This is a genomic window from Micromonospora sp. 050-3 (assembly GCF_046549335.1).
GTDB lineage: Bacteria > Actinomycetota > Actinomycetes > Mycobacteriales > Micromonosporaceae > Micromonospora > Micromonospora trifolii.
The window spans coordinates 1,659,925-1,684,201 of record NZ_JAJPVX010000002.1 but is presented as its reverse complement, the minus strand read 5'-3'; the positions used below and the strand labels follow the sequence as shown (position 1 = coordinate 1,684,201).

At 72.5% G+C, this 24,277-nt stretch carries 25 protein-coding genes and 3 tRNA genes; 11 read left to right on the top strand and 17 right to left on the bottom strand.

Annotated features, from left to right (window positions below; translation table 11 throughout):
- The first annotated feature begins 246 nt into the window (after positions 1-246).
- A complete protein-coding gene (rpmB, locus tag ACLJOK_RS22845) occupies positions 247-438 on the top strand; it encodes a 50S ribosomal protein L28 (protein ID WP_007456456.1) in 192 nt (63 codons plus the stop codon).
- Between the two features lie 126 nt (positions 439-564).
- Here rpmB and ACLJOK_RS22840 read toward each other — a convergent pair whose 3' ends face one another.
- Together ACLJOK_RS22840 and ACLJOK_RS22835 are read right to left on the bottom strand one after the other, a co-directional pair.
- Positions 565-1,026, bottom strand: a complete 462-nt coding sequence (locus ACLJOK_RS22840; RefSeq protein WP_410820698.1) for a GNAT family N-acetyltransferase — start codon at positions 1,024-1,026, stop codon at positions 565-567.
- 29 nt (positions 1,027-1,055) lie between these two features.
- On the bottom strand, positions 1,056-2,045 hold the full coding sequence (locus ACLJOK_RS22835) for a thiamine-phosphate kinase (RefSeq protein WP_410820697.1): 990 nt from the start codon (positions 2,043-2,045) through the stop codon (positions 1,056-1,058).
- Positions 2,046-2,141: 96 nt separating this feature from the next.
- On the opposite strand from ACLJOK_RS22835, the gene ACLJOK_RS22830 reads away from it, so the two are divergent.
- Both ACLJOK_RS22830 and ACLJOK_RS22825 read left to right on the top strand, forming a co-directional pair.
- On the top strand, positions 2,142-2,375 hold the full coding sequence (locus tag ACLJOK_RS22830; protein ID WP_030487446.1) for an Lrp/AsnC ligand binding domain-containing protein: 234 nt from the start codon (positions 2,142-2,144) through the stop codon (positions 2,373-2,375).
- 9 nt (positions 2,376-2,384) lie between these two features.
- Entirely contained in the window at positions 2,385-3,068 is a 684-nt protein-coding gene (locus tag ACLJOK_RS22825; protein WP_410820696.1) for a DUF3515 family protein, read from the top strand.
- A gap of 54 nt (positions 3,069-3,122) precedes the next feature.
- Here the strand turns inward: ACLJOK_RS22825 and ACLJOK_RS22820 are convergent, their stop codons facing one another.
- Complete coding sequence (locus tag ACLJOK_RS22820; RefSeq protein WP_410820695.1) at positions 3,123-4,223, bottom strand: D-alanine--D-alanine ligase family protein; 1,101 nt, start codon at positions 4,221-4,223, stop codon at positions 3,123-3,125.
- Between the two features lie 196 nt (positions 4,224-4,419).
- Positions 4,420-4,638 carry a hypothetical protein gene (locus ACLJOK_RS22815; protein WP_030335309.1) on the bottom strand — a complete coding sequence of 73 codons (219 nt, stop codon included), beginning with the start codon at positions 4,636-4,638 and terminating at the stop codon, positions 4,420-4,422.
- A gap of 278 nt (positions 4,639-4,916) precedes the next feature.
- Between ACLJOK_RS22815 and ACLJOK_RS22810 the strand changes: the two genes are divergently transcribed.
- Both ACLJOK_RS22810 and ACLJOK_RS22805 read left to right on the top strand, forming a co-directional pair.
- Entirely contained in the window at positions 4,917-5,762 is an 846-nt protein-coding gene (locus tag ACLJOK_RS22810) for a helix-turn-helix domain-containing protein (protein ID WP_410820694.1), read from the top strand.
- Positions 5,763-5,767: 5 nt separating this feature from the next.
- On the top strand, positions 5,768-5,968 hold the full coding sequence (locus ACLJOK_RS22805) for a DUF397 domain-containing protein (protein WP_124817266.1): 201 nt from the start codon (positions 5,768-5,770) through the stop codon (positions 5,966-5,968).
- Positions 5,969-6,010: 42 nt separating this feature from the next.
- Here the strand turns inward: ACLJOK_RS22805 and ACLJOK_RS22800 are convergent, their stop codons facing one another.
- From ACLJOK_RS22800 to ACLJOK_RS22780, 5 genes are all read right to left on the bottom strand, one after another.
- The gene (locus tag ACLJOK_RS22800) at positions 6,011-7,060 is read right to left on the bottom strand and encodes an ROK family protein (protein WP_410820693.1); all 1,050 of its coding nucleotides are present in this window, start codon (positions 7,058-7,060) and stop codon (positions 6,011-6,013) included.
- A gap of 196 nt (positions 7,061-7,256) precedes the next feature.
- On the bottom strand, positions 7,257-8,042 hold the full coding sequence (locus tag ACLJOK_RS22795; protein WP_410820692.1) for a putative protein N(5)-glutamine methyltransferase: 786 nt from the start codon (positions 8,040-8,042) through the stop codon (positions 7,257-7,259).
- Between the two features lie 8 nt (positions 8,043-8,050).
- Positions 8,051-9,169 carry a cystathionine gamma-lyase gene (locus ACLJOK_RS22790; protein WP_410820691.1) on the bottom strand — a complete coding sequence of 373 codons (1,119 nt, stop codon included), beginning with the start codon at positions 9,167-9,169 and terminating at the stop codon, positions 8,051-8,053.
- An 8-nt stretch (positions 9,170-9,177) separates the two neighbouring features.
- On the bottom strand, positions 9,178-10,185 hold the full coding sequence (locus ACLJOK_RS22785) for an NAD(P)H-dependent glycerol-3-phosphate dehydrogenase (RefSeq protein ID WP_410820690.1): 1,008 nt from the start codon (positions 10,183-10,185) through the stop codon (positions 9,178-9,180).
- A 76-nt stretch (positions 10,186-10,261) separates the two neighbouring features.
- On the bottom strand, positions 10,262-10,999 hold the full coding sequence (locus ACLJOK_RS22780) for a lysophospholipid acyltransferase family protein (RefSeq protein ID WP_410820689.1): 738 nt from the start codon (positions 10,997-10,999) through the stop codon (positions 10,262-10,264).
- A gap of 128 nt (positions 11,000-11,127) precedes the next feature.
- Between ACLJOK_RS22780 and cofC the strand changes: the two genes are divergently transcribed.
- The 5 genes from cofC to ACLJOK_RS22755 all read left to right on the top strand — a co-directional run bounded on the left by cofC (position 11,128) and on the right by ACLJOK_RS22755 (position 16,860).
- The gene (gene cofC, locus ACLJOK_RS22775) at positions 11,128-11,775 is read left to right on the top strand and encodes a 2-phospho-L-lactate guanylyltransferase (protein WP_410820688.1); all 648 of its coding nucleotides are present in this window, start codon (positions 11,128-11,130) and stop codon (positions 11,773-11,775) included.
- Positions 11,776-11,833: 58 nt separating this feature from the next.
- The gene (locus tag ACLJOK_RS22770; protein WP_030335323.1) at positions 11,834-12,031 is read left to right on the top strand and encodes a cold-shock protein; all 198 of its coding nucleotides are present in this window, start codon (positions 11,834-11,836) and stop codon (positions 12,029-12,031) included.
- A 291-nt stretch (positions 12,032-12,322) separates the two neighbouring features.
- The gene (locus ACLJOK_RS22765; RefSeq protein WP_410821569.1) at positions 12,323-14,449 is read left to right on the top strand and encodes an RNA degradosome polyphosphate kinase; all 2,127 of its coding nucleotides are present in this window, start codon (positions 12,323-12,325) and stop codon (positions 14,447-14,449) included.
- Between the two features lie 24 nt (positions 14,450-14,473).
- Positions 14,474-15,994, top strand: coding sequence for a CHAD domain-containing protein (locus ACLJOK_RS22760; protein ID WP_410820687.1), 1,521 nt, complete (start codon positions 14,474-14,476; stop codon positions 15,992-15,994).
- Positions 15,982-16,860 (top strand): NUDIX hydrolase, encoded by an 879-nt coding sequence (locus tag ACLJOK_RS22755; protein ID WP_410820686.1) that lies wholly within the window; start codon positions 15,982-15,984, stop codon positions 16,858-16,860. Before ACLJOK_RS22760 ends, ACLJOK_RS22755 begins: the two co-directional genes overlap by 13 nt.
- 28 nt (positions 16,861-16,888) lie before the next feature.
- Here ACLJOK_RS22755 and ACLJOK_RS22750 read toward each other — a convergent pair whose 3' ends face one another.
- The 4 genes from ACLJOK_RS22750 to leuC form a co-directional block, all read right to left on the bottom strand.
- A complete protein-coding gene (locus tag ACLJOK_RS22750) occupies positions 16,889-18,814 on the bottom strand; it encodes an endonuclease/exonuclease/phosphatase family protein (protein ID WP_410820685.1) in 1,926 nt (641 codons plus the stop codon).
- 161 nt (positions 18,815-18,975) lie between these two features.
- Entirely contained in the window at positions 18,976-19,662 is a 687-nt protein-coding gene (locus tag ACLJOK_RS22745; protein ID WP_410820684.1) for an HU family DNA-binding protein, read from the bottom strand.
- A 172-nt stretch (positions 19,663-19,834) separates the two neighbouring features.
- Complete coding sequence (gene leuD / locus ACLJOK_RS22740) at positions 19,835-20,422, bottom strand: 3-isopropylmalate dehydratase small subunit (RefSeq protein WP_410820683.1); 588 nt, start codon at positions 20,420-20,422, stop codon at positions 19,835-19,837.
- A 14-nt stretch (positions 20,423-20,436) separates the two neighbouring features.
- Positions 20,437-21,882 carry a 3-isopropylmalate dehydratase large subunit gene (leuC, locus tag ACLJOK_RS22735; protein ID WP_410820682.1) on the bottom strand — a complete coding sequence of 482 codons (1,446 nt, stop codon included), beginning with the start codon at positions 21,880-21,882 and terminating at the stop codon, positions 20,437-20,439.
- A gap of 49 nt (positions 21,883-21,931) precedes the next feature.
- On the opposite strand from leuC, the gene ACLJOK_RS22730 reads away from it, so the two are divergent.
- The gene (locus ACLJOK_RS22730) at positions 21,932-22,618 is read left to right on the top strand and encodes an IclR family transcriptional regulator (RefSeq protein WP_007456408.1); all 687 of its coding nucleotides are present in this window, start codon (positions 21,932-21,934) and stop codon (positions 22,616-22,618) included.
- A gap of 156 nt (positions 22,619-22,774) precedes the next feature.
- Here ACLJOK_RS22730 and ACLJOK_RS22725 read toward each other — a convergent pair.
- From ACLJOK_RS22725 to ACLJOK_RS22710, 4 genes are all read right to left on the bottom strand, one after another.
- Positions 22,775-22,847: transfer RNA gene (locus ACLJOK_RS22725), tRNA-Glu, on the bottom strand.
- Positions 22,848-22,999: 152 nt separating this feature from the next.
- Positions 23,000-23,072 (bottom strand) — tRNA-Glu (locus ACLJOK_RS22720).
- A gap of 133 nt (positions 23,073-23,205) precedes the next feature.
- Positions 23,206-23,277, bottom strand: a tRNA-Gln gene (locus tag ACLJOK_RS22715).
- A 108-nt stretch (positions 23,278-23,385) separates the two neighbouring features.
- A complete protein-coding gene (locus ACLJOK_RS22710; protein ID WP_410820681.1) occupies positions 23,386-24,189 on the bottom strand; it encodes a fumarylacetoacetate hydrolase family protein in 804 nt (267 codons plus the stop codon).
- Between the last annotated feature and the right edge of the window lie 88 nt (positions 24,190-24,277).

Below are 24,277 nucleotides of genomic sequence, written 5' to 3'. Positions count from 1 at the left end.
GTCCGGCGTGTCCTCGCCGGCCCGGGCCGGCGCTGGCCGCAGCGGGGACGAGTGCCTCCGGTACCCTTGCCGCCGGGCCGGCCCACCGCAGGGCGGACGGGCCCACGACCAGGTGTGAGCCGGAGCACGGGCGAGCGCCGGACCGGGCCGGTTGGCCGGGTCGGCGACTCATCGGGTAACCTGACCAGGTTGCCCGGGCAGCACCTGCCGGCGACCTCATGAACGTATCAATCCCAGGAGTATCCCGTGGCTAGCGTGTGCGACGTCTGTGGCAAGGGACCGGGCTTCGGCCACAACGTGTCCCACTCGCACCGGCGGACCAACCGCCGCTGGAACCCGAACATCCAGTCGGTGCGTACCCCGGCCGGTGGCGGCAACACCAAGAAGTTGCAGGTCTGCACCTCGTGCATCAAGGCCGGCAAGGTCACCCGCGCCTGACGCGGTAGCACCCACCTTCTCGTTCGGCTCAGCCGGCGGACCCCGAGGGTCCGCCGGCTCTGTCGTGTCACCGGGGCAGGCGCCGCACAGCGGCCCCGCCAGGCCCGCCGGGACCCGGCGCGCAGGTCAGAGGGTGCGGCCGAAGGAGACGCAGCCCTCCGCGTCCTTGTAGAAGCCGAAGTTCGGGATTCGCTCGTACCCGGCGGAGCCATACATGGCGATCGCCTCGGGCTGCTTGTCGCCGCATTCCAGGACCACTCGCTTGCGGCCCTGTTCGCGCGCGGAGCGCTCGACGGCAGCCAGCACCGCGCGGGCCACGCCCCGCCCCCGCGCCGCCGGAGCTGTGTACATCCGCTTCAGCTCCGCCGTGTCCGCGCCGTGGCTGCGCCAGCCACCGCAGCCGACCGGCTCGCCGGCCAGGTAGGCCACCAGGAAGGCGCCATTGGGCGGCTCGAACTCGGCCGCGTCCACCGGGGTGTCGTCGCCGGTGCCGCCGTATCGGGCACCAAGGTCGGCCAGTGCGGCCTGGATCAGGTGCTGCGCCACCGGCGCGTCGAACCGCGCCGCCCGGATCTCGATCTCACTCACGGTGTCCAGGGTACGACGGCGCGCGGACCTCACCGGAAGTGGTCCCAGCCGGCCGGGCCGTCGTAGGCGACGCCGTCGACAGTCACGCCGGCACCGTCGGTGACCAGGCCGATCGGCAGCCAGTCCGGCGGCAGCGCCACCGCCGGGGGGAAGGTCGCGGCCAGCGCGTGGTCGTCGCCACCGGCCAGGATCCAGGTGTACGGGTCGACGCCGAGTGCCTGCGCCGCGTCGGCCATCTGCCGGGGCACCTCGAACCCGTCGCGGCGTACGTCGATCGCGACCCCGCTGGCCGCCGAGACGTGCCCGAGGTCGGCGAGGAGCCCGTCCGACACGTCGATCATGGAGGTGGCGCCGAGCTGGGCGGCCTGAGGGCCGGCCTGGTAGGGCACCTGCGGCCGCCGGTACGCCTCGACCAGCAGCCGGGGCGTACGGAAGCCCCGGGTCAGCACGGTCAGCCCGGCTGCCGCGTACCCGGTGCGCCCGGCCAGCGCGAGCACGTCCCCGGGGCGGGCGCCCGAGCGCAGCACCGGCGGGCGGCCGGCCAGGTCGCCCAGCGCGGTGACAGCGACGGTCAGGGTGGGGCTGGCCGACATGTCCCCGCCGACGACGCTCGCGCCGACTGTCGCCGCCTCCGCGGAGAGCCCGTCGGCCAACTCCTCCGCCCAGGCGGTGTCCAGGTCCGCCGGCATGCAGAGCGCGACCAGCAGGGCGGTCGGCGTGGCACCCATCGCCGCGATGTCCGCCAGGTTGGCGGCTGCCGCCCGGTGCCCGACGTCGCGGGCCGAGGACCAGTCCCGCCGGAAGTGCCGCCCGTCGACCAGCACGTCGGTGGAGGCCGCCACCCGGCCGTCCGGCGCGGCCACCACCGCCGCGTCGTCGCCCGGGCCGAGCAGCGTCGTCGGCCCGTACGACAGCCGGGCGGTGATCCTCCCGATCAGCCCGAACTCCCCGATCCCGGACACGCCGACGCCGCCGCGGGCGTTCCGCCCGTGCTGCCCGGCTCCGCCGCGCTCGCTCACCGCTGCTCCTTGACGACCGATAGGGATCAGACCTGGTCCGTAAGGTAGTTTCACCCTTCGGGCCGCTCCCGGGCGGCGACGGACGGAGGTCGAGTCGTGGTACAGGCGTACATCCTCATCCAGACCGAGGTCGGCCGCGCACGTGACGTGGCGGGTCTCATCGCGGACATCCCCGGCGTGGTGCGCGTCGACGCCGTCACCGGGCCGTACGACGTGGTCGTCCTCACCGAGGCGAACACCGTCGACGAACTCGGCAAACTCATCGTCAGCAAGGTGCAGATGGTGCCCGGCATCACCCGCACCCTCACGTGTTCGGTGGTGCGGCTGTAAGTGGACGAGATGACGACCTCCTCCTCGGCTCTGGACGACGACGGGGCGCGCGACGCGGCCGACGGGACGCCCGAGCCGGCTGACGGTAACCGCGAGTCGACCGATCCCGCCGCCGCCGCGCCGGCCGGCCGCGATCGGACCATGCGTGGCGCGGCCCTGCTGGCCACGTTGATCGCGCTGCCGATCACGCTGCTGGTGGCCGTGCTGGCCTTCAGCAAGCTCAGCCCGGACGCGCCGGCCGCCGCGCCGACACCCTCCGCGACCACCGCCCGGGTGCAGTCCACCACCCCGGTGGAGATGGCCGCCCCGGCGCTGGCCGCCCGCCCGGCCACTGTCTGCCGGGCCCTGCTCTCCCAGCTTCCGGCGAGCATCCGCGACCTGGCCCAGCGGCTGGTCACCGCCGGCCCTGAGCAGAACGCCGCGTACGGCGACCCCGCGCTCACCGTGGCCTGCGGCGGCACCGAGCCGAATTTCCCCAGCACCGACGAGGTCTGGACGGTCAACCGGGTCTGCTGGCACCTGGCCGAGCAGGCCGACGCGGCGGTCCTCTCCACTGTCGACCGGGAGACGCTGATCACCGTGCGCGTTCCGCGCTCCTACGAGCAGCCGCTGCAGTGGTTGCCGACGATCTCCAGCACGATCGTGGCGAGCGTGCCCTCCGGCGGCGCCATCCCGTCCGGCTGCCAGCGCTGACGTCGAACCGGCTCCGCCCGCGCCGGCTGACCTGCGCGGGCGGGGCCGGACGGCTCAGTGCAGGCCGACGCCGCGGCGCTGGGCGGTACGGATCAGCCGGTTGACCAGCTTCGGGTACTCCAGGCCGGAGGCCGCCCACATCCGCGGGAACATCGACGTCGGGGTGAACCCGGGCATCGTGTTGATCTCGTTGAGGTAGACGTCCAGCTCGGGGGTGACGAAGAAGTCGGCCCGGGCCAGACCGGCGCAGTCCAGCGCGGTGAACGCCCGGACCGCGTACTCCTGCACCTGGCGGGTCACCTTCTCCGGCAGGTTGGCCGGAATGTCGTACTCGCAGGAGTCGTCGAGGTACTTGGCCTCGAAGTCGTAGAAGTCGTGGTCGGCGACGACCCGCACCTCGGCCAGCACGGACGCCTCGGGCGCGCCACCGGCCTCGCCCTCCAGCACACCGCACTCGATCTCGCGGCCGACGATCGCGGCCTCGATGATGACCTTCGGGTCGAACTGCCGGGCGGCGGCGACGGCCGCGTCCAGCTCGGCCCAGTCGGTGACCTTGCTGACGCCGAACGACGACCCGGCCCGGGACGGCTTGACGAAGACCGGCAGGCCGAGCCGTTCCTTGTCCTGCTCGCTGAGCGTCATCCCGTTGCGCAGCACTGCGTACGTGCCGACCGGAATGCCCTCGACGGCGCAGAGCTTCTTGGTGAACTCCTTGTCCATGGCGGCCGCGGAGGCGAACACGTTCGCCCCGACGTAGGGGATGCCGGCCATCTCCAGCATTCCCTGGATGGTGCCGTCCTCGCCGTAGGTGCCGTGCAGCACCGGGAAGACCACGTCCACGTCGGCCAGCACCCGGGGGCCCTCGGTCGGGTCGAGCACCATCAGGCCGTTGCCGGTGGGGTCGGCGCGCAGCACGATGTCGTCGCCGGAGTCGGCGGTGATCTCCGGCAGCTGACGGGCGTTGATCGCGAGCTGGGCGGGGTCTCCGTTGGTCAGCACCCACTGGCCGGCCCGGGTGATGCCCACCGGCACCACCTCGAACTCGTCCGGGTCGAGGGCGCCGAACACGCTGCCGGCGCTGACGCAGGAGATGCCGTGCTCCGGGCTGCGGCCGCCGAAGACGATCGCCACGCGGGTCTTGCCTGGGGTGGTCACTCCGGTCACCTCTTCGTACGCGACTGCGGCTGGTCGTGCTCGCCGGTGGCGCTCACCCGGTTGACCTTACTGTGCGTGGCGACAGGGCGAGGCGATACCCGGCGAGCCACGGCACGACACGGCAATCGGTCAGGAGAGGGTATACGGTGCGTGATCGGGCGGTAGCGGGGTCGCGGACCAGTCGACCTGGGCCTGCTCAGTCCCGGGAGTGCCGGCGGCCGACCGCTATGACCTTCACCCGCTGCCGACCGGCCCGGACCATGCCCAGCGCCATGAACGCTCCGGCGATGCGGTCGGCGGCCTCCCGGCTGCTGGCGCCGACGACCTGCCGGCGCCGTTCCGGCGCGACCCGCTCGTTGCGGTTGACGCCCTCGACGGGACGCACGTCGGTGAGCACCACGAGGAAGCGGGTCATCGCACGCCGCCCGAGGGTAAGGCGGGGGGCTCCGGGCGGGTTCGCACGTCGTCTCCTTCCGGCAGGCCGGTGTGGAGGGGCGGCACGCGACGATCGGGTACGGGGGAGAAACCCGATCGCCGCGCGCCCCATCCCCTCCGGTCGCTCACCACCACCGTCGCCACGACAACCGGCGGTGAGGACGCCATAACAGATTGACACGTGTACAGCCGTGAATGCAACTCTCATCGACGTTCTCTCATGCAGACGTTCCCGCAAATGTGTGCGACCATCGATGCATGGCTCCGAAGACCGCCCGTGCCCGCCGGCTCGGCATCGCCCTGCGCCACCACCGGGAAGCCGCCGGGCTGACGCTGGAGACCGCGGCGGATGAGATCAACAGCACCCGCAGCACCCTCTCCCGGTACGAGAACGCCCAGACCCTGATCAGCCCCGCCACCGTGCGCGCCCTGCTCACGTCGTACGGGGTGAGTGCCGAGGAGGTGGCTGCGGCGGTGCAGCTCGCCAAGGACGCCCGCAAGCCCGGCTGGTGGGTGTCGTACTCCTACCTGCTGGATCCGCGCACCATCGACTTCATCGCGCTGGAGGCCGAGGCGACCGCCATCGCCAACTTCGAGCCCTCGGTGGTGCCCGGCCTGTTGCAGACCGCTGACTACATCCGTGGCGTGATGCGCGGCGGGCCGCACACGCTCGGCGACGACCTGGTGGAGCAGCGGGTCAAGATCAGGCTCGACCGACAACAGCGGCTCACCGCCGAACAGCCGCCCATCCTCGACGCGATCATCGACGAGGGCGCGCTGCTACGGCCGGTCGGTGACCAGTCGGTGATGAACGGGCAACTACGGCACCTGGTCAAGATGGCCGAGTTGCCGAACATCAGCGTCCAGGTGATCCCGCTCTCCGCCGGCTACCACCGGGGCACCCGGGGTTCCCTGCACATCCTCGAGTTCGCCGATCCGGAGGACCCGATCATCGCGTCGGTGGAGACCGTCGCCGGTCAGATGATCCTCGACCGCGCCGGCGAGACGCGTACCTGCACCAAGATCATGGAGCATCTCCGAAGCGTGGCGCTCAGCCCGGCGGACAGCCGCGAGATGCTCCTGTCAGTCCTGAAGGGACGGTAGGACCGATGACACCGATGATCACAGCGGCCTTGGCCGCGGCGCCGTGGCGCAAGAGCAGCCGCAGCGGCGACGAAGGCGCCTGCGTGGAGGTGGCCGCGATCCCGCGGCTCGTGGCAGTCCGCGACTCCAAGGACCCGGCCGGCCCGGCCCTGCTGTTCCCAACGGCGGCCTGGGCCGCCTTCGCCCAGGCGCCACCGCAGCGCTGACCAGAGGTGCCTGAGCCGGTGCGGGCCGAGGCCCGCGCCGGCTCAGGCAACCAGAGGGCGGGGCTCCGGAACGGCGCGTAGCGCCTCCAGCGCGGCGATCGCGACACCTCGGGCGCCGGCCATGTCCCGGTCCGGTACCAGGGCGAAGGTGGCCACCGCCGCCTGCTCCTCGCGGAGCATCGTGTGCTCGCGAACCGCCGCCAGGAACCAGTCGCGGAACTCCGGTGCCGCCTCCACCACCCCGCCGCCGACGAAGTACGCGTGCGGGTCGGTGAAGTTCGCGGCGACGGTGAACAGCCGCCCCAACGCCATCGCCTGCTGGGTGAAGAGGTCCCGCGCGAGGGCGTCCTCGCGCTCGCCGTACCCCCGGACAAGCTTGGCCGCCCGGGCCACCGGCTCGGCGGCGAGCGGGTGGTCGGGGTACCGGGTCAGCCAGTACGGCAGCAGGTTGCGTTCGATGCCGGTCAGCGAGGCGACGCTCTCGACGTCCCCGGTGAAGCCGCAGGCGCAGGTGGGCTCCGGCTGACCCGGGCCGAGCAGCCCGCTCAGCGGGATGTGCACGTGACCCAACTCCCCCGCCATCCCGGCCGCACCGGCGATCACCCGACCGCTCTCGACCACACCGCCGCCCAGGCCGGTGCCGACGATCGCGGACACCGACGAGCGGTTCATCGCGTCGGCGCCGAAGTGGACGTGGTGCGCGTAGAGCGCGGCCGCGTTGCCGTCGTTGTGATAGATCACCGGCAGGCCGAGCCGTCGCTCCAGCGCACCTCGCACGTCGAAGCCGCGCCAGGCCGGCTGGGAGAAGTTGGTGGAGCCCCGCGACGAGATGACGCCCTCGGCGCTGGCCGGGCCGGGAGTGTCCAGCCCGACCGCCTGGACCAGGTCGCGCGAGACACCGGTCTGCGCCAGGGCGCCGTCCAGCGCTTGGGCCAACGCCTCGATCGCCGCCTCCGGGCCGGACCGCACCTCGCTGGGGATCTCCAACAGCCCGTCCACCAGGAAGCGGCCGTCCACCGTCAGCACCGTGGCGTTGTTGCTGGTGCCGCCGTTGTCCAGCCCGACGACCACCGGCACCCCTGCGCTGCCCACCGAAACCGCCTCCCGCCGTCATGAGTGTGAGCCGAGGCTAGTGCCAACCCCCCTCCCCCGCCATGCCCGGGCGGCCCGAGCAGCCTCAGCCGGGGCGTGCACGGCAGTTCCCCACCGTCGATCAAGGAGTTGTGGTGGGGGACGAATTACCCGTTATGGCGGTTAACGGGCACCACAACTCCATGATCGACTCGGGTCAGGGGCGGCGGGCGGCTATCGCCGTGGCGTCGAGGTCTTCGTCGTGGTGGACGGTTGGCACCAGGCCGGCCGCGCTGAACGCATCGCAGAGGGCTTCTACCTGGGTGGTGCCGGCTTCTACCACCAGGTGACCGCCGGGGGTCAGCCAGCTGGCGGCGTCGGCACCGACCCGGCGTAACACGGAGAGCCCGTCCGGGCCACCGTCGAGCGCCACCGGGGCCTCGTGCAGTCGCGCCTCCGGCGGCATCAGCGCGACCGCGTCGGTCGGCACGTACGGGGCGTTGGCGACCACCAGGTCCAGTCGACCCCGCCACTCTTCTGGCAGCGGCGCGAAGAGGTCACCCTCGTACACCTCGACGTTCAACCCGACGACGTTGCGGCGCGCACACGCCACGGCCGCCGGGTCGATGTCGGCGGCGGCCAGCCAACGCGGCGAGAGCCGGTGCGCCAGCGCGACAGTGGTGGCCCCGGAGCCGCAGCACAGGTCGACCACTGCCGGCGCCGCGCCGGTCAGTTCGGCCGCCACCTCGACCAGCAGGGCGGTCCGGGCCCGGGGCACGAAGACGCCCTCGTCGACGGCTATCCGCAGGCCGCAGAACTCCGCCCAGCCGAGTAGGTACTCCAACGGAACACCTGCCACCCGACGGTCGGTCAGGTCGGCCAGCGCCGCCGGGCTGCGCGCGGCGGCCAGCAGCAGTTCGGCCTCGTCCTCGGCGTAGACGCAACCGGCGGCCCGCAACCGCCCCACCAGGGCGGCCCGGTCGGTGGCGGAAGGAAGCGCCATGGGAGACGTCAGACCGATCCCGCCACATCCAACGCGGCGGCGATGTCGGCCACCAGGTCCGCGGTGTCCTCCGCGCCGCAGGAGAGCCGGACGAAGCCGGGAGCGGTGTCGTCGCCCCACTGCGCCCGCCGGTCCGCAGTGGTGTGCAGGCCACCGAAGGAGGTCGCCGCCGCCACCAGCCGGGCGGCCTCGACGAATCGGCCCACCCGATCGGCGTCGCCCAGGTCGAACGAGAGCACCCCCGGTATCCGGCGCATCTGCGCCGAGGCCACCGGGTACGCCGGGTCGTCCGGCCGCCCCGGCCACCGCAGGCCGGTCACGTCCGACCGGCCGGCGAGCAGGTCGACGACCGCGGCGGCGTTCGCGCTCTGCCGCGCCAGCCGCAGGTCGAGAGTGGCCAGTGACCGGTGGGCCAGCCAGGCGTCGAACGCGCCCGGGACCGCCCCGGTGGTGGTACGCCAGGTCGTCACCGCGTCGATCAGCTCGGGGGACCGGCTGGCCAGGTAGCCCAGCAGCAGGTCGGAGTGGCCGGTGAGTGCCTTCGTGCCGGAGGCGACCACCAGGTCGGCACCGAGATCCAGCGGACGCTGACCGAGTGGGGTGGCAGTGGTGTTGTCCACCGCGAGCAACGCGCCGGCGGCGTGCGCCCGCTCGGCCAGGGCTGCCACGTCGACCACGTCGAGGCCCGGGTTGGCGGGCGTCTCCACCAGCACCAGCCGGACGCCCTCGAACGACGGGTACGGCCCGACTGTCGGCACGAACAGCACCCGGACGCCGATCGCCTCCAGCACACCGGTGGCGAACGCCCGGACCGGGAAGTAACCGTCGGTGGGGAGCACCACGGTGTCCCCCGGCCGCAGCAGGGTGAGCAGCAGGCCGGTGATGGCCGCCTGACCGGTCGCGAAGACCCGGCAGTCACCGCCCTCCAACTCGCCCACCGCCGCCTCCAGCAGCCGCCGGGTCGGGTTGTCGGGGCGGCCGTAGCCATTCGGCGATGTGCCCTGACCCTCGAACGGGTCGAGGTGGTACGGCGCGGCGAAGACCGGCCCGGGTAGGAACGGGTCCCCCGGTGCCGGCTCGGGCAGGCCAGCGCGTACGCAGCGGGTGCCGTCTCCCCACTCGCTCATCGGGTTCCTCACTCGTACGACTCGGGTTTGGCGGTGCGGCTCATCAGGGTCTCCACGGCGAGGCGCGGGTCCATCCCCTCGTGGCAGATCCGCTCGACGTGCTCGGTGATCGGCATCTCCACGCCGTGCGCCCGGGCCAGGTCGCGGATCGCGAGGCAGCTCTTCACGCCCTCGGCGGTCTGCCGGGTGGCGGTCTGGGCCTGCTCCAGCGTCTCGCCCCGGCCCAGATGCTCGCCGAAGGTGCGGTTGCGGGCCAGCGGGGACGAGCAGGACGCGACCAGGTCGCCCATGCCGGCGAGGCCGGCGAAGGTTATCGGGTCCGCGCCGAGCGCCACGCCCAGTCGGGCCGTCTCGGCCAGCCCACGGGTCATCAGCATGGCCCGGGTGTTGTCGCCGAAACCCATAGCGGTGGCGATGCCGTACGACAGGGCGATCACGTTCTTGACCGCCCCGCCCAGCTCACAGCCGATCACGTCGTCGTTGGTGTAGGGGCGCAGGTACGGCGTCCGGATCGACGACTGGACGAGCGTGGCGCGGGCGCTGTTCGTCCCGGCGACCACTGTCGCGGCGGGCTGCTCGGCGGCGATCTCCGGGGCCAGGTTCGGGCCGGACACGACGACCACCCGGTCCGCGGCGACCCCTGCGGTCTCCACGATGACCTCGCTCATCCGCTTGGTGGTGCCCAGCTCGATGCCCTTCATCAGCGACACCAGTGTGGAATCCGGGTGCAGGTGCCCGGCCCATTCGGCGAGGTTGCCGCGCAGGGTCTGCGACGGCACGGCCAGCACCACCACCTCGGCGCCGGTGATCGCCTCGGCGGCGTCGGCGGTGGCGGTGACGCGGGTCGGGAGCAGCAGGTCGGGCAGGTACTCCGGATTGCGGCGCTCGGTCCGGATGCTCTCGGCGACCGGCGCCCGGCGGGCCCACACCGTCACGTCCCGTCCCGCGTCCGCGAGGATCTTGGCGAACGCGGTGCCCCAGGAACCGGCACCGAGCACCGCGACGTGACCGCTCATGCCACCGCTCCGCTTCGCTTCGCGGCGGCCTGAACGGCACCACTGCCGAGCCCGACGATTCGCTCGCTTCGCTCGCTCATGCCGCTTCGTCTCGCTGCTCGCGGCCGACGGAGGACCGGGCCGGTCGCTCCCACAGTGGCGGCGGGGTACCGCCACGGATCTCGGCGAGCATGTCCCGCAGCCGCAACATGATGGTGTCCGTCATCTCCTCGAGGGTGGCCCGGGTCGGCTGGGCGTCCGCCCACCGGCTCAGGTCGATCGGCTCCCCGGCGGCAACGGTCACCGGGATCCGGGGGCGCAGGCTGACACGGGTCGTCCGCGGGTCGAAGATCCGTTCCGGCCCCCACATCACCACCGGTACGACCGGGGCGCCGGTGGCCAGGGCCAGCCGGGCCGCACCGGTCTTGGCCTTCATCGGCCAGAGCTCCGGCTGCCGCGTGGTGGTGCCCTCAGGGTAGATCACGACCGCGCCGCCGTCGTCGAGCGCGGCGACCAGTGCGTCCAGTGAACGGACGGCGTCCGCGCTGCCCCGCTCGACCGGGATCTGCCGGCACCGGTGCAGGATCCAGCCGACCACAGGCACCCGGAACACGCTGGCCTTGCCCAGGTATTGAGGCCAGCGCCCGGAGTCGTAGATGAAGTGCGCGGACACCAGCGGGTCGGCGTGGGAGATGTGGTTCGCCACGATGATCACGCCGCCGTCGCCGTGGAGATGCTCCTGACCACGCCAGGTACGCCGGGTCCAGACGGTCATCACCGGCTTCACCAGCCACACGGCGAACCGTTGCCAGAACCCCAGCCTCCGCCGTGCCACTGTGCCTCCTCTTCGCGCCCCAACCCCGTCGCGAAATCCCGCCCGCGATGCCCGCAGCGGAAATCATGCCTGCTCGCCCCCGGTACGGCCAGCGAGGGGCCTGCCGTCCGGCTGGCAGGATTGCGGACGTGACTCAGCCGAGGTGGGCCGTGGTGGTGCCGGTGAAGCGGCTGGCCGTGGCCAAGAGCCGGCTGCGGGGCGCGCTGCCCGGCGTACCGCACGAGGAGTTGGCGCTGGCCCTGGCGGCCGACACGCTCCGCGCGGTGCTGGCCTGCCCGGCGGTCGCCGAGGCCCTGGTCGTGACCGACGACGCTCGGGTGGCGGCGGCGGCGCGGGTCGCCGGCGCGCGGGTGCTGCCGGACGAGCCGGACGCCGGCCTGAACGCCGCGTTCCGGCACGGAGCGGCCGGGGCGGCCGCCGGGTGGGTGGCCGGGATCACCGCGGATGTGCCGGCGCTGCGCCCAGCGGAGTTGGCCGGCGCGCTGCTCGCGGCGCAGAACGGTCGACAAGGGGTACGCCGGTTCCTGCCGGACGCGCCCGGTGGGGGCACTGTGCTGCTCACCGCCGGGCCGGGTGTGCCGCTGGATCCGCGCTTCGGGGTGGGCTCGGCGGTCGCGCACGCGGCGAGCGGGGCCCTGCCGCTCGACGGCGACTGGCCCAGCCTGCGCCGGGACGTGGACACCGCCGGGGACCTGGCCGCCGCCGCCCGGCTCGGGCTGGGGCCGCGTACTGCCGCACTGGTGGCCGCCGGTCGCCCCGCCCGCGCCGCCGGCTGAGCCGCCCGGTGCGCTGAGCCCACGCCACGGGGTGAACCACCCGGTGTACGGTGCCAGCATGCAGGGCACGGTGGCCAGCTACGACGCGGCGACGCGCAGCGGTGTTCTGCTGCTCGACGACGGCACCGAGATGCGTTTTCCCGCCCGGGCCTTCGACGCCTCCGGGCTGCGACTGCTCCGGCTCGGGCAGCGGGTTCGCATCGACACCGATCCCGACGGAGAGGTCGTCCGGGTGACATTGCCGACGATGATCTGACCCGGCGAGCCCAAGTTCATTTTGCGTTTACCGTAATCAGGTGATTATGAGCGGGTGAGCACCCCTCGCGAGCAACCGGCCCACCCGCCCGCCACCGACCTCCGCAACGGCTCCCGTACGCGCGGCACCGACGGGCGTTTCCGCCCGTCCCGGGCCGAACGTGCCGGTGCCGCCCGCGCCGACACGCTCGCCGACGACCCCGGCGCCGCCTCCTCCGGGCTGGACGAGGTCATCGACCCCGCCCCGAAGATCGAAGCGGACGGCCCCGCCGCCGGTGACGTCCACCCGGTCCTGCCGAGTGACCTGCCGACCGGCGCCGCACCGGAGGACGACGACGAGCCCCCGGCGGCCCCACCGCTGCCGGAGGATCGGTTCCTCAACCGGGAGCTGTCCTGGCTCGACTTCAACGCCCGGGTGCTCACCCTGGCCGAGGATCAGCGCACCCCGCTGCTGGAGCGGGCCAAGTTCCTGGCCATCTTCGCCAGCAATCTCGACGAGTTCTACATGGTGCGCATCGCCGGGCTGAAGCGGCGGCTCTCCGCCGGCCTGCCGGTGCGCGGCGGCGACCGGCTGCCCCTGCGTACGCAGTTGGAGCTGATCGCCGAGCGGACCGCCGCGCTGGGCGCCCGGCACGCCGCCTGCTTCGTCGACGACGTGCTGCCCAAGCTGGCCGACGAGAGCATCCGCATCCTGCGCTGGGGCGAGCTGGGCGACGGCGAGCGGGAGCGGCTGCGCACCTACTTCCGGGAGCACATCTTCCCGGTGCTGACCCCGCTCGCGGTGGACCCGGCGCACCCGTTCCCGTACATCTCGGGGCGGTCGCTGAACCTGGCGGTGGCGGTTCGTGACCCGGACGGCGGTTCGGAGCTGTTCGCCCGGGTGAAGGTGCCCAACAACGTCCCCCGCTTCGTCCGGGTGGACCGGGACCAGCCGGGCGTGCGGATGTTGCCGGTGGAGGACCTGATCTCGGTGCACCTGGGGCAGCTGTTCAGCGGCATGCAGGTGGTCGAGTGCCACCTGTTCCGGGTCACCCGCAACGCCGAGGTGGAGGTCGACGAGGACCGCGACGAGGATCTGCTCCAGGCCCTGGAGCGCGAGCTGGCCCGACGACGCTTCGGTCCCCCGGTCCGCCTGGAGGTCGCCGCCTCCATCTCCGACCACATGTTGGAGCTGCTCGTCCGCGAGCTGGACATGGACGACCAGGACGTGCTGCGGGTGCCCGGCCTGCTCGACCTGTCCGCGCTGTGGCAGGTCTACGGCGAGGCGGACCGGCCGGACCTGAAGGACCCGCCGTTCGTGCCGGCCACCCATCCCCGGCTCGCCGAGGGCGAGGTGCCGCGCAGCGTCTTCTCCACCCTGCGCGACGGGGACATCCTGGTGCACCACCCGTACCACTCGTTCGCCACCAGCGTGCAGCGCTTCATCGAGCAGGCCGCCGCCGACCCGAACGTGCTGGCCATCAAGCAGACCCTCTACCGGACCAGCGGCGACTCCCCGATCGTCGACGCGCTCGTCGACGCGGCCGCCGCCGGCAAGCAGGTGGTGGTGCTGGTGGAGGTGAAGGCCCGCTTCGACGAGGTGGCCAACATCGGTTGGGCCCGCACGTTGGAACGCGCCGGCTGCCACGTGGTGTACGGCCTGGTCGGCTTGAAGACGCACTGCAAGACCGCGCTGGTGGTCCGGCAGGAGGGCAACCAGATCCGTCGCTACTGCCACATCGGCACCGGCAACTACCACCCGAAGACGGCCCGACTGTACGAGGACTTCGGCATGCTCACCGCCGACCCGGAGATCGGCGCCGACCTCACCGACCTGTTCAACGTGCTGACCGGGTACAGCCGGCAGACCGCGTTCCGGCGGTTGTTGGTCGCCCCGCAGGGCATCCGCAGCGGCCTCATCGAGCGGATCGATCGGGAGATCTCGCACGTCCGCCTGGGCATGCCCGGCCTGGTCCAGTTCAAGGTCAACTCCCTGGTCGACGAGGGGGTGACCGACGCCCTGTACCGCGCCTCCCAGGCCGGCGTCCACGTCGACCTGCTCATCCGGGGCATGTGCACGCTGCGCCCGGGGGTGCCGGGGCTGTCGGAGAACATCCGGGTCCGCTCGATCCTCGGCCGGTTCCTGGAACACTCCCGGATCTTCCGGTTCGGCAACAACGGTGAGGCCGAGTTCTGGATGGGCTCGGCCGACCTCATGCACCGCAACCTGGACCGGCGGGTGGAGGCGTTGGTGCAGGTGAGCGACCCGATCGCCCGCGCCGAGTTGGACCACGTGCTCACCGCCGCGATGAGCCCCGACGTGGACGCGTTCGAGCTGGCCGGAGACGGGACCTGGACCCGGCGTACCGGCGGTGACAACGCCGCCCGGGCGCATCTGCAGGAACTGCTGCTGAGCCGCGTCGGTGGCACGGCCAGCTGACCGCGCAGCGCATAGGCTGAGCTGATGGTCGAGGAGGAGCAGAAGTACGAGGTGGACGACGCCTACGTGCTGCCGGACCTGGCCGGCACGGCCCCGGCCGGCGGTCGGGTCCGGGCACTGCCACCGGTGAAGCTGGTCGCCCGCTACCTCGACACTGTCGACCTGCGGCTGGCCCGGGCCGGTGCCTCGCTGCGCCACCGCCGGGGCGACGAGCCGCCCTGGACGGTGAAACTTCCGACCGGGACGCCGGGCGTCCGGCACGAGATCTCCCGTCCCGGGCCGAAGGGGCAGCCGCCTCCGGAGCTGGTGGAGTTGGTCACCGTCCTGCACCGGGGTGCGCCGCTGGCCCCGGTGACTGTGGTGCGGACGGTGCGGCACGCGTACGAGGTGTGCGACCGGGCCGGCACCGTCCTCGCCGAGGTGGTGGACGACCGGGTGACAGTGCTCGACGACTCCGGCAGCACCACCGACACGTTCCGCGAGGTGGAGGTGGAGCTGAAGGCCGGCGACCGGGAGCTGCTCGACCGGGTCGGCGGGGTGCTGCGCGAGGCTGGCGCCCAGGGCGGGTCGTTCACGCCGAAGCACGTACGGGCGCTGGGCGCGACGGCGCAGGCCGATCCGGACCTGGTCGCGCCGGCCGGGTTGACCGCCGAGCCGAGCGCCGGTGACGTGGTGACCGAGTCGCTACGCAAGGAGATCCGTCGGCTGTTGGCGCACGACCCGCTGGTCCGGCTGCGCGCGCCGGCCGCCGGTGGCGACACCGCCGTGCACCAGATGCGGGTGGCCTGTCGACGCCTGCGCAGTGATCTGCGCACCTTCAAACCGTTGCTGCGAAGGACGTGGTCCCGCCCGCTGCGCACCGAGCTGCGCTGGTTGGCCGACGTGCTCGGCGCGGCCCGCGACGCCGAGGTGCTGCGTGCGCGGCTGCGCCGCACCGCCGACGCCGATCCGCTGAGCCCGCTCGACCGGCGCGCGGTGGACCGGCTCGACGAGGTGCTCGCCGAACGGCAGCGACAGGCGCTCACCGCCATCGACGAGATGCTGCGCTCCGCGCGTTACCTGGCCCTGGTGGACTCCCTGGTGCTGGCCGCCCGCGCACCTCGGTTCACCCGCCGCGCGGCAGCCCCCGCCGCGCAGGCGCTACCCGCGCTGGTGGCCCGTCCCTGGCGACGATTGGCCGGGCCGGACGGCGTCGGCGGGCTCGACGCGCAGTCGCCGGACGAGCGCTGGCACGCCGTCCGCAAGGAGGGCAAGCAGGCCCGGTACGCGGTCAACGCGGTGGCCTCGACGGTCGGCAAGGGCGCGCGCCGGCTGTCCCGCGCCCTCGCCCAGGTGCAGGACGTGCTCGGCGAGCACCAGGACGCGGCGGTGGCGGCCGACACCTGGCTGGAGATCGCGGCCGAGCGACCGGACGACCACGAGCTGGCGGTCACCGCCGGGCGACTGGCCGAGCGGGAACGCGTGTCGGTACGCCACATGCGTGGTCTCCTCCCGGCCGCCTGGCACCGGGCCACCCGGCGACGGCGCACCAGTTGGTTGCCGTGACGGGCATCCGGGCGGCGGGCGGGGTGGCCTGGCGGCCGACCGACGACGGCGTCCGCGTCTGCGTGGTGCACCGCCCCCGCTACGGCGACTGGACGCTGCCGAAGGGCAAGCTGGAGCCGGGCGAGCACGCGCTGGCCGCAGCGGTCCGTGAGGTGGCCGAGGAGGCCGACGTGCGGGGCGTGCCGCAGGTGCGGCTGCCGTCGGTGCGGTACCGCAGCGAGGGGCAATCCAAGCTGGTCGACTACTGGTCGATGCTCGCGGTGGCCAGCGGCGGTTTCCAACCGGACACCGAGGTGGACGCCATCCGCTGGCTCGCTGTGGACGAGGCGATCCGATTGGTCAGCTACCCGCACGACGCCGAGGTGTTGGCGGCGTTCGCCGCGCTGCCGTCGGTGACGGCGACGGTCGCGCTGGTCCGGCACGCGCATGCCGGTAAGCGGGCCACCTGGTCCGGCCCGGACGTCGGGCGGCCCCTGGACGCCGAGGGGTGGGCCCAGGCGAGCACCCTGGCCGCGCTGATCGCCCTGATCCGACCGGCCCGGCTGCTGTCGGCGTCACCGCGACGGTGCGTGCAGACACTCGACCCGGCCGCCGCGTTGCTCGACCTGCCGATCGAGGTCTGCGGCGACCTGGACGAGCCACAACCCGGCCAGCAGAGCGACGAGCAGATCCTGGCCACCGCCGCCCGGCTGTTGGAGCTGGCCGGCACCGGTGGGCAGTCGGCGGTGTGCAGCCAGGGCAAGGTCCTGCCGGGCGCCCTGGAGCGGCTGACCGGCCGCACCGATGAGGACTTCACCACCCCGAAGGGCGGCGGCTGGCTGCTCGCCTTCGCCGCCGACCGGCTGTTGGCCGCCGATCGCCTGTAGGGCCCGCGTTCGCACGGGCCCGGCCTGGTCAGCGGGGCGGCAGGGTCACTGTCACAGCGACCGGCAGGTGGTCGCTGGCCGTGCTGCGCGGCGCGACCGGATCACTCGGGGTCAGGCCGGGCGAGACGAAGATGTGGTCGATCTGCTGGCGCGGGTCGTCCGCCGGACTGGTCGCCAGCGGCCGGGCGGCGGCCAACGCGTCGACCAGGCCGGCGTTGGAGAACTCCGCGAACGCCTCGTCGCCCGGCTCGGTGTTCAGGTCACCCGCCACCACCAACGGCCGACCGGCCGCGTACCGGGTGGCGAAGTCGGCGACCGCGCGGGCCTGGACCACCGGGCCCTTGCCGGGCGGCGGTTGCAGGTGGGTGCTGACCACCGCGGTACGGACACCGTCGCCGAGGTCCAGCGTGACGGCGAGGGCCTGCGCTCCGGTGGGCGCGCCGACGGCGGCCAGCGGCAGGGTCCGCGGATCGCGCACCGGCCAACGGCTGAGCACCGCGTCACCCCAGACGGGATCGGCGGCCGGCCCGAAGACGTACGGCATACCGAGCCGGTCTGACAACAGGTCCAGGGTGTCGTGCCCGCCGTTGAGCAGCCAGGCCCGGTTCACCTCGCTGAGCAGCACCACGTCGGGTCGTTGCTGGTCGACGACCTCGGCAAGGCCGGCCAAGTCGAACCGGCCGTCCAGCCCGAACCCCATCCGGATGTTGTACGCCACCACTGTCAACCGCTGCGGCGGGCCGTCCCGGTTGCTGGCCACCGGCACCTCGTCGGCGAGCACCGGCGCCAGCAGGGCCAGCGCGGTGACCGCGGCGGCGGCCCGGAGCGGCGGAAACGGCCCGGGCAGCCGGTGGACGACGGGACGCGCGGTGAACGCCACGGCGGCGATGAGCAGGGCCACCACCACGGGCACCGCCGCGTTGGGGTAGCCGAGGTCGTAGGCCGAGTAGTACCCCACCGCACCGAGCGCGAAGACGAGCATCCCGGTGGCGACCGCGTACCCCCGCCGAGAGGCGCCGGTGCCGGCGGTGCCTGCGCTCGCGGTGTCGCTGGCAGGCTGGCTGGTGTCGTCGGTCAGGGCGAGGCAGGCGCCGAGTCCGACCGCGGCGAGGAGGATGGCCGGCAGGAGCAGGTCGCCCCGGTCGAGGGCGAACAGCACCGCGCCGCCGAGCAGCGCCACCGGTCCGTACGCCCGGCCCCACCCACGGGGCGGCCGCGTCAACGCGGCGCACAGGAACCCGGCGACCGCCACCGGCACCGGCGCCAGACCGAACAGCGGCGAACGAGCCACCCCATCCTCCGCGACGAGGTACGACATCCCGGTCCGGGCCAGTGCCGGGGAGAGCGCCACCATTCCGGCCAGCAGCAGCGCCGGCCCGGCCAGCAGCCAGGCTCGGCCACCACCAGGGCCGGCTGGGGCGTCAGCAGGGACGTCAGCGCCGCGCTGGCCGGGTTGCGCCGCGCCGGCCAGGAACAACGCCGCCGCGACGGCGCTGAGCAGCCAGGCCACCCAGTCACCCCGCCAGACCAGGTCGACGGTGTCCAGCACCGCATGCACTGCCGCGTTGACCGCGAACCCCAACGCCAGCCCCGGGACCGGGCGGTCGGTGTCGGCGGCGACGCCGACCAGCCAGACCAGCCCGGCGAGCAACCCGGCGGTGGCCAACCAGAGCTGGGTACGCCCGCCGGGAGCGGCGGTGAGCGCGAGCCGGGCGACGGCGAGCGCGACAGCGGCGACGACAGTGACCGGGCGGGCTCCGACGCGGCGGACCACGGCGGGTGCCCCCATCGCGAGCACGAACCAGCCGAGGGCGAACGCTCCCATCAGCTCGGCCGGGGTGGACGCCGCCTGACCGAAGATGGTGATGATGCCGGGCAGCCAGACCCGCAGCACGTCGATGAGGAGCAGCACGCCCAGCGCGAGCGTGCCGGTGGTGAGCTGGCGGTAGCGCACCGGCGCCCCATTTCCGTCGACGGGCCGGCCCAGGGGTGGCCGGCACGGCGATTCTGCGTGAGCGAGCCAACCGGGTCAACGGTCCCCGTACGCCGAAAAGCCGTCCCGGTACGCCGAAAGGGCGCCCACCCACGGGTGGACGCCCTTGCGGTACTGGTCGGTCAGCGCTTGCTGGCCGCCTTCTTGGCCGGAGCCTTCTTCGCCGGCGCCTTCTTGGCCGCCGTGCTCTTGCTCGCCGCCGCGGTGGTGGTCTTCTTCGCCGCGGTCGACCGGGTCGCGGCGGTGGTCTTCTTCGCCGCGGTGGTCTTCTTGCTGGCGGCCGTCTTGGTCGCCGTGGTGGTCTTGCTCGCCTTGGCCGGGGCGGTCTTCTTGCTGGCGGCCGTCTTGGTCGCCGTGGTGGTCTTGCTCGCCTTGGCCGGGGCGGTCTTCTTGCTGGCCGCCTTCGCCGTGGTCGCCTTGGTGCCCGCCGCCTTCGCGGTGGCCGCCTTGGTGCCGGTCGCCTTCGTGCCCGCCGCCTTGGCCGTGGCGGTGCTGGTGGTGGCCTTCTTGGTCGCCACCGTGGCCTTCGGCACCTTGCCGCTGGCCACCATTTCCTTGAACCCGGCGCCGGGGCGGAAGGTCGGGACTGACGTCTTCTTGACCTTCACCGCCTCGCCGGTACGCGGGTTGCGCGCTGTTCGCGCGCCACGCACACGCTTTTCGAATGCTCCGAATCCGGTGATCGCCACCTTCTCGCCCTTGGTGACCGCCGCCTGGACCTCGGTGAGGACCGCGTCGAGCGCGGCCGTCGCCATCTTCCGGTCCCCCAGGCGAACGGCGAGCGCCTCGATGAGCTCGGCTTTGTTCACGACTTCCTCCCGATTGTGCAACTGACTCGTCGCGAGCCATTCTGCGCGCACGGTATGCCCTGTGCTGCCGGGACACAAACATTCGGTAGAAAAAAGCCCTTGTGTCGTAACGGATTCACCCCCACCGGATGGACCGATGGGGGTGAAATCCGCTGTGCGAGCGGTCTAACGGCTATGCCACGGAGGGCAGGAACGGCAGTCGGCGCGCCTCGTAGGAGTCGATGTCGGCGACGTGGCGGAGGGTGAGTCCAATGTCGTCGAGGCCTTCCAGGAGCCGCCAACGGCTGAAGTCGTCCAGCGGGAACGACCAGCTCGCTTCCCCTGCCCGGAGCTGGCGGGCGGTCAGGTCGACGGTCACCGGAGTCGTCGGATCCGCCTCGACCAGGTCCCACAACTCTTCGACGGCTTTCAATTCCAACTCGACCGGCAACAGACCTTCCTTGAGGGCGTTGCCGCGGAAGATGTCACCGAAGCGCGGGGCCACCACGGCGCGGAAGCCCCAGTCCCGTAGTGCCCAGACGGCGTGCTCCCGGGAGGAGCCGGTGCCGAACTCCGGGCCGGCGATGAGGATCGACGCCCCGGAATAGTTTTCATCGTTGAGCACGAATGCCGGATCTTCCCGCCAGGCGCTGAACAGCCCGTCGGCGAAGCCCGTCCGCGTCACCCGCTTGAGGTACACGGCGGGGATGATCTGGTCGGTGTCCACGTTGGACCGGCGCAGCGGCACGGCAGTGCCGGTGTGGGTGGTGAACTTGTCCATCTCGTCGGTCCCTTCTACAGGTCGGCGGGGGCGGCCAGCCGGCCGACCACTGCGGTGGCGGCGGCCACCGGCGGGGAGACCAGGTGGGTACGCCCACCCCGGCCCTGACGGCCCTCGAAGTTGCGGTTCGAGGTGGAGGCGGAGCGCTCGCCCGGCTTCAGCGTGTCGGGGTTCATCCCCAGACACATGGAGCAGCCGGCGAACCGCCACTCGGCCCCGGCGTCGGCGAAGACCTTGTCCAGCCCCTCGGCCTCAGCGGCCTCGCGCACGGCGGCGGAGCCGGGCACCACGAGCATCCGGACGCCGTCGGCGACCCGGTGGCCCCGCAGCACGTCGGCGGCGGCCCGCAGGTCCTCCAGGCGGCCGTTGGTGCAGGACCCCACGAAGACCACGTCGATGGGCAGCTCCCGCAGCGGGGTGCCGGGGCGCAGGTCCATGTACTCCAGGGCCCGGCGGGCGGCGGTGCGCTCCGAGTCGGTGGTGAACTCCTCCGGGTCCGGCACCGGGGCGCTCAGCGGCGCACCCTGCCCGGGGTTGGTGCCCCAGGTGACGAACGGCGTGATCCGGCTGGCGTCCAGTGTCACCTCGGCGTCGAAGCGCGCGCCGTCGTCGGTGGGCAGCGTCCGCCACCACTGGACCGCCGCGTCCCAGTCCGCGCCCTGCGGCGCGTTCGGTCGACCCTTGAGGTACGCGAAGGTGGTCTCGTCCGGCGCGATCATGCCGGCCTTGGCGCCCCACTCGATGGACATGTTGGCGATGGTCATGCGCCCCTCCATGGAGAGGGCGCGGATCGCCTCGCCGCGGTACTCGACGATGTGCCCGCGACCCCCACCCGTGCCGACCTGCGTGATCAGCGCGAGCACCAGGTCCTTGGCGGTCACGCCGGGCGCGAGCCGGCCGGTGACGTTCACGGCCATCGTCTTCGGCCGGCTCTGCGGCAGCGTCTGGGTGGCCAGCACGTGCTCCACCTCGCTGGTGCCGATGCCGAAGGCGAGCGCGCCGAAGGCGCCGTGGGTGGCGGTGTGCGAGTCGCCACAGACGATCGTCAGGCCCGGCTGGGTGAGACCGAGCTGCGGGCCGATCACGTGCACGATGCCCTGGTTGTCGTCGCCGAGCGGGTGCAGTCGAACCCCGAACTCGGCGCAGTTGCGGCGCAACGTCTCGATCTGGGTACGCGACGTGGGGTCCGCGATGGTGAGCAGGTCACCACGGCGGAGGCGGAACGCCGGGTCGGCGTACCCGGTCGGGGTGTTGTGGTCCTCGGTCGCGAGGGTCAGGTCGGTACGACGCACCGGGCGCCCGGCGAGCCGCAGCCCGTCGAACGCCTGCGGGCTGGTCACCTCGTGCAGCAGGTGCAGGTCGATGAAGAGCAGGTCCGGCTCACCAGCGGCGGACCGTACGACGTGCGCGTCCCAGACCTTCTCGGCCAGGGTCCTCGGCTCAGGAGTGACTCCCACCATCTGGACATCCTAAATTCTGGGAGGTAAGTTTCGGCTTGTGGGACACAGTATGAGCGGTGTCGGCGTTCTCGACAAGGCGGTGGTCATCCTGGCCGCCTGCGTGGACGGCGCCAGCCTGGCCGAACTCGTCGAACGCACCAAGCTGCCCCGGGCAACAGCACATCGCCTGGCCCAGGCCCTGGAGATCCACCGAATGCTGGTGCGCGACACCCAGGGCAGATGGCGGCCCGGCCCCCGCCTGGGCGAGCTGGCCAACGCCGCACCGGACGTTCTGCTGACCGCCGCCGAGCCGTTGCTGGCCGCGCTGCGCGATGCCACCGGTGAGAGTGCGCAGCTCTACCTGCGCCGCGCCGACGAACGGATCTGCGTGGCGGCGGCGGAACGCGCCAGCGGTCTACGGGACACCGTTCCGGTCGGCTCGGTGCTGCCGATGACGGCCGGCTCCGCGGCCCAGATCCTGCTCGCCTGGGAGCCGCCGGAGGCGGTGATGCCGCTGCTGCCGCGTAGCAAGTTCACCGGCCGCACCCTCGCCGAGGTACGCCGCCGCGGCTGGGCGCAGAGCGTCGCCGAGCGGGAGGCCGGTGTGGCGAGCGTCTCCGCCCCGATCCGCGACCGTACCGGCCGGGTCATCGCCTCGGTCAGCATCTCCGGCCCGATCGAGCGCCTGGGCCGCCGCCCCGGCGAACGCCACGCCATGGCCGTAGTAAGAGCCGGCCAACGCCTGTCCGGCCTCTAACCCCGCCGCCCCCACCCCCGTCCGCTTTCTCCGCGTTGATCATGAGGTTAACGCCACCGGCATCGGCGTGTCGTGACGACAACCTCATGATCAACGGGAGACCGGGCGGGGGAACGAAAAAGGCTCATCTCGCTTAGCGAGATGAGCCTTTGGTTGTAGCCCCGACCGGATTCGAACCGGCGCTACCGCCTTGAGAGGGCGGCGTCCTGGGCCGCTAGACGACGGGGCCAGAACTTTTCCGTTCACCACCCTCGCGGGCGGTGCGACTGTAGTCTAGCGGCACCGTACCCGGGCACGAGCGCGGGGTGCGCTGTCACCCGAGGGCCCGGCGGCGGACACGAAACAGCCCGCCTCACCAGGTGAGACGGGCTGTGCACGCTGTAGCCCCGACCGGATTCGAACCGGCGCTACCGCCTTGAGAGGGCGGCGTCCTGGGCCGCTAGACGACGGGGCCAGAACAACTTTGCTCCCCCACCTTGGCGGCGGAGGAGCTGCACTCTACCGAAGACCACCCTCCGCCCCCGAAGGGGCGGAGTCGAACTCCGTCAGAATCCAGCGTCTGGAAATTCTCGCGAATTCCAGCAGCGCTGGGGTACCAGGACTCGAACCTAGACTAACTGAACCAGAATCAGTCGGGCTGCCAATTACCCCATACCCCATCGGCCCCTTGCGGCGCCGGGAGTGAACTTTACCCTCCCGGTGCCGGCAGGCCAAATCCGATCCCCCCGAACCACCCGTGAGCTGCGGAAACAGGGGCATCAGACGGATCAGGCGACGGGGACCACCGGGTTGGTGAGCTCGCCGATGCCGTCGATCCGCACGGTGACCGTATCCCCCTCGACAAGCGGGCTAACCCCGGCCGGAGTGCCGGTGAGAACGACGTCGCCGGGCAGCAGGGTCATCACGTGCGAGATGTACGACACCAGGCCCGGCACGTCGAAGACCATGTCCTTCGTCCGGCCGAGTTGGCGTACCTCCATCTCCTCCGGGTTGCGACCCACCTCACACCGGATCTCCAGGTCGGAGACGTCCAGCCCGGTGGTGATCCACGGGCCGATCGGGCAGAACGAGTCGAAGCCCTTGGCCCTGGTCCACTGCCCGTCCGAACGCTGGAGGTCCCGAGCGGTGACGTCGTTGGCGCAGGTGTAGCCGAAGATGGCGCGTTCGGCGGCGGCGCGGTCGGCGCGGCGCGCACCCGGCGCCCCGATCACGACCGCAAGCTCCGCCTCGTGCTCGACCTGCTTGGAGAAGATCGGCAGTCGGATGGCGTCACGGGGGCCGATCACCGAGGTGGACGGCTTGAGAAAGAGCAGCGGCTCCTTGGGCACCTCGTTGCCGAGCTCGGCGGCGTGGTCGGCGTAGTTGCGGCCGACGCAGACGACCTTGCTGGGCAGGATCGGCGAGAGCAGCCGGACGTCGGAGAGGGCCCAGCGGGCCCCACTGAAGGAGAGATTGCCGAACGGGTGGCCTTCGATCTCGGCGATGGTCAGGGCCTGCGGCCCGGCCTCCGCTTCGCCTTCGACGGCACCGAACGACATTCCCTTGGCATGGGCGAAACGAGCGATACGCACCCGGCCAATCTAGCGCCGCCGGTGCCCCAACCGGCCAGGACCGGCGGTCGGGTGTGCTCAAGCCGTCAGCGCGCGGCACCCTACCGGA

What these genes read in the sequence shown, in the direction of transcription:
- ACLJOK_RS22825 (WP_410820696.1), top strand. Translation starts at nt 2,385, where the DNA reads ATGACGACCTCCTCCTCGGCTCTGGACGACGACGGGGCGCGCGACGCG.
- ACLJOK_RS22815 (WP_030335309.1), bottom strand. Translation starts at nt 4,638, where the DNA reads ATGACCCGCTTCCTCGTGGTGCTCACCGACGTGCGTCCCGTCGAGGGC.
- ACLJOK_RS22810 (WP_410820694.1), top strand. Translation starts at nt 4,917, where the DNA reads ATGGCTCCGAAGACCGCCCGTGCCCGCCGGCTCGGCATCGCCCTGCGC.
- ACLJOK_RS22805 (WP_124817266.1), top strand. Translation starts at nt 5,768, where the DNA reads ATGACACCGATGATCACAGCGGCCTTGGCCGCGGCGCCGTGGCGCAAG.
- ACLJOK_RS22795 (WP_410820692.1), bottom strand. Translation starts at nt 8,042, where the DNA reads ATGGCGCTTCCTTCCGCCACCGACCGGGCCGCCCTGGTGGGGCGGTTG.
- ACLJOK_RS22790 (WP_410820691.1), bottom strand. Translation starts at nt 9,169, where the DNA reads ATGAGCGAGTGGGGAGACGGCACCCGCTGCGTACGCGCTGGCCTGCCC.
- ACLJOK_RS22785 (WP_410820690.1), bottom strand. Translation starts at nt 10,185, where the DNA reads ATGAGCGGTCACGTCGCGGTGCTCGGTGCCGGTTCCTGGGGCACCGCG.
- ACLJOK_RS22770 (WP_030335323.1), top strand. Translation starts at nt 11,834, where the DNA reads ATGCAGGGCACGGTGGCCAGCTACGACGCGGCGACGCGCAGCGGTGTT.
- ACLJOK_RS22760 (WP_410820687.1), top strand. Translation starts at nt 14,474, where the DNA reads ATGGTCGAGGAGGAGCAGAAGTACGAGGTGGACGACGCCTACGTGCTG.
- leuD (WP_410820683.1), bottom strand. Translation starts at nt 20,422, where the DNA reads ATGGACAAGTTCACCACCCACACCGGCACTGCCGTGCCGCTGCGCCGG.
- leuC (WP_410820682.1), bottom strand. Translation starts at nt 21,882, where the DNA reads ATGGTGGGAGTCACTCCTGAGCCGAGGACCCTGGCCGAGAAGGTCTGG.
- ACLJOK_RS22730 (WP_007456408.1), top strand. Translation starts at nt 21,932, where the DNA reads ATGAGCGGTGTCGGCGTTCTCGACAAGGCGGTGGTCATCCTGGCCGCC.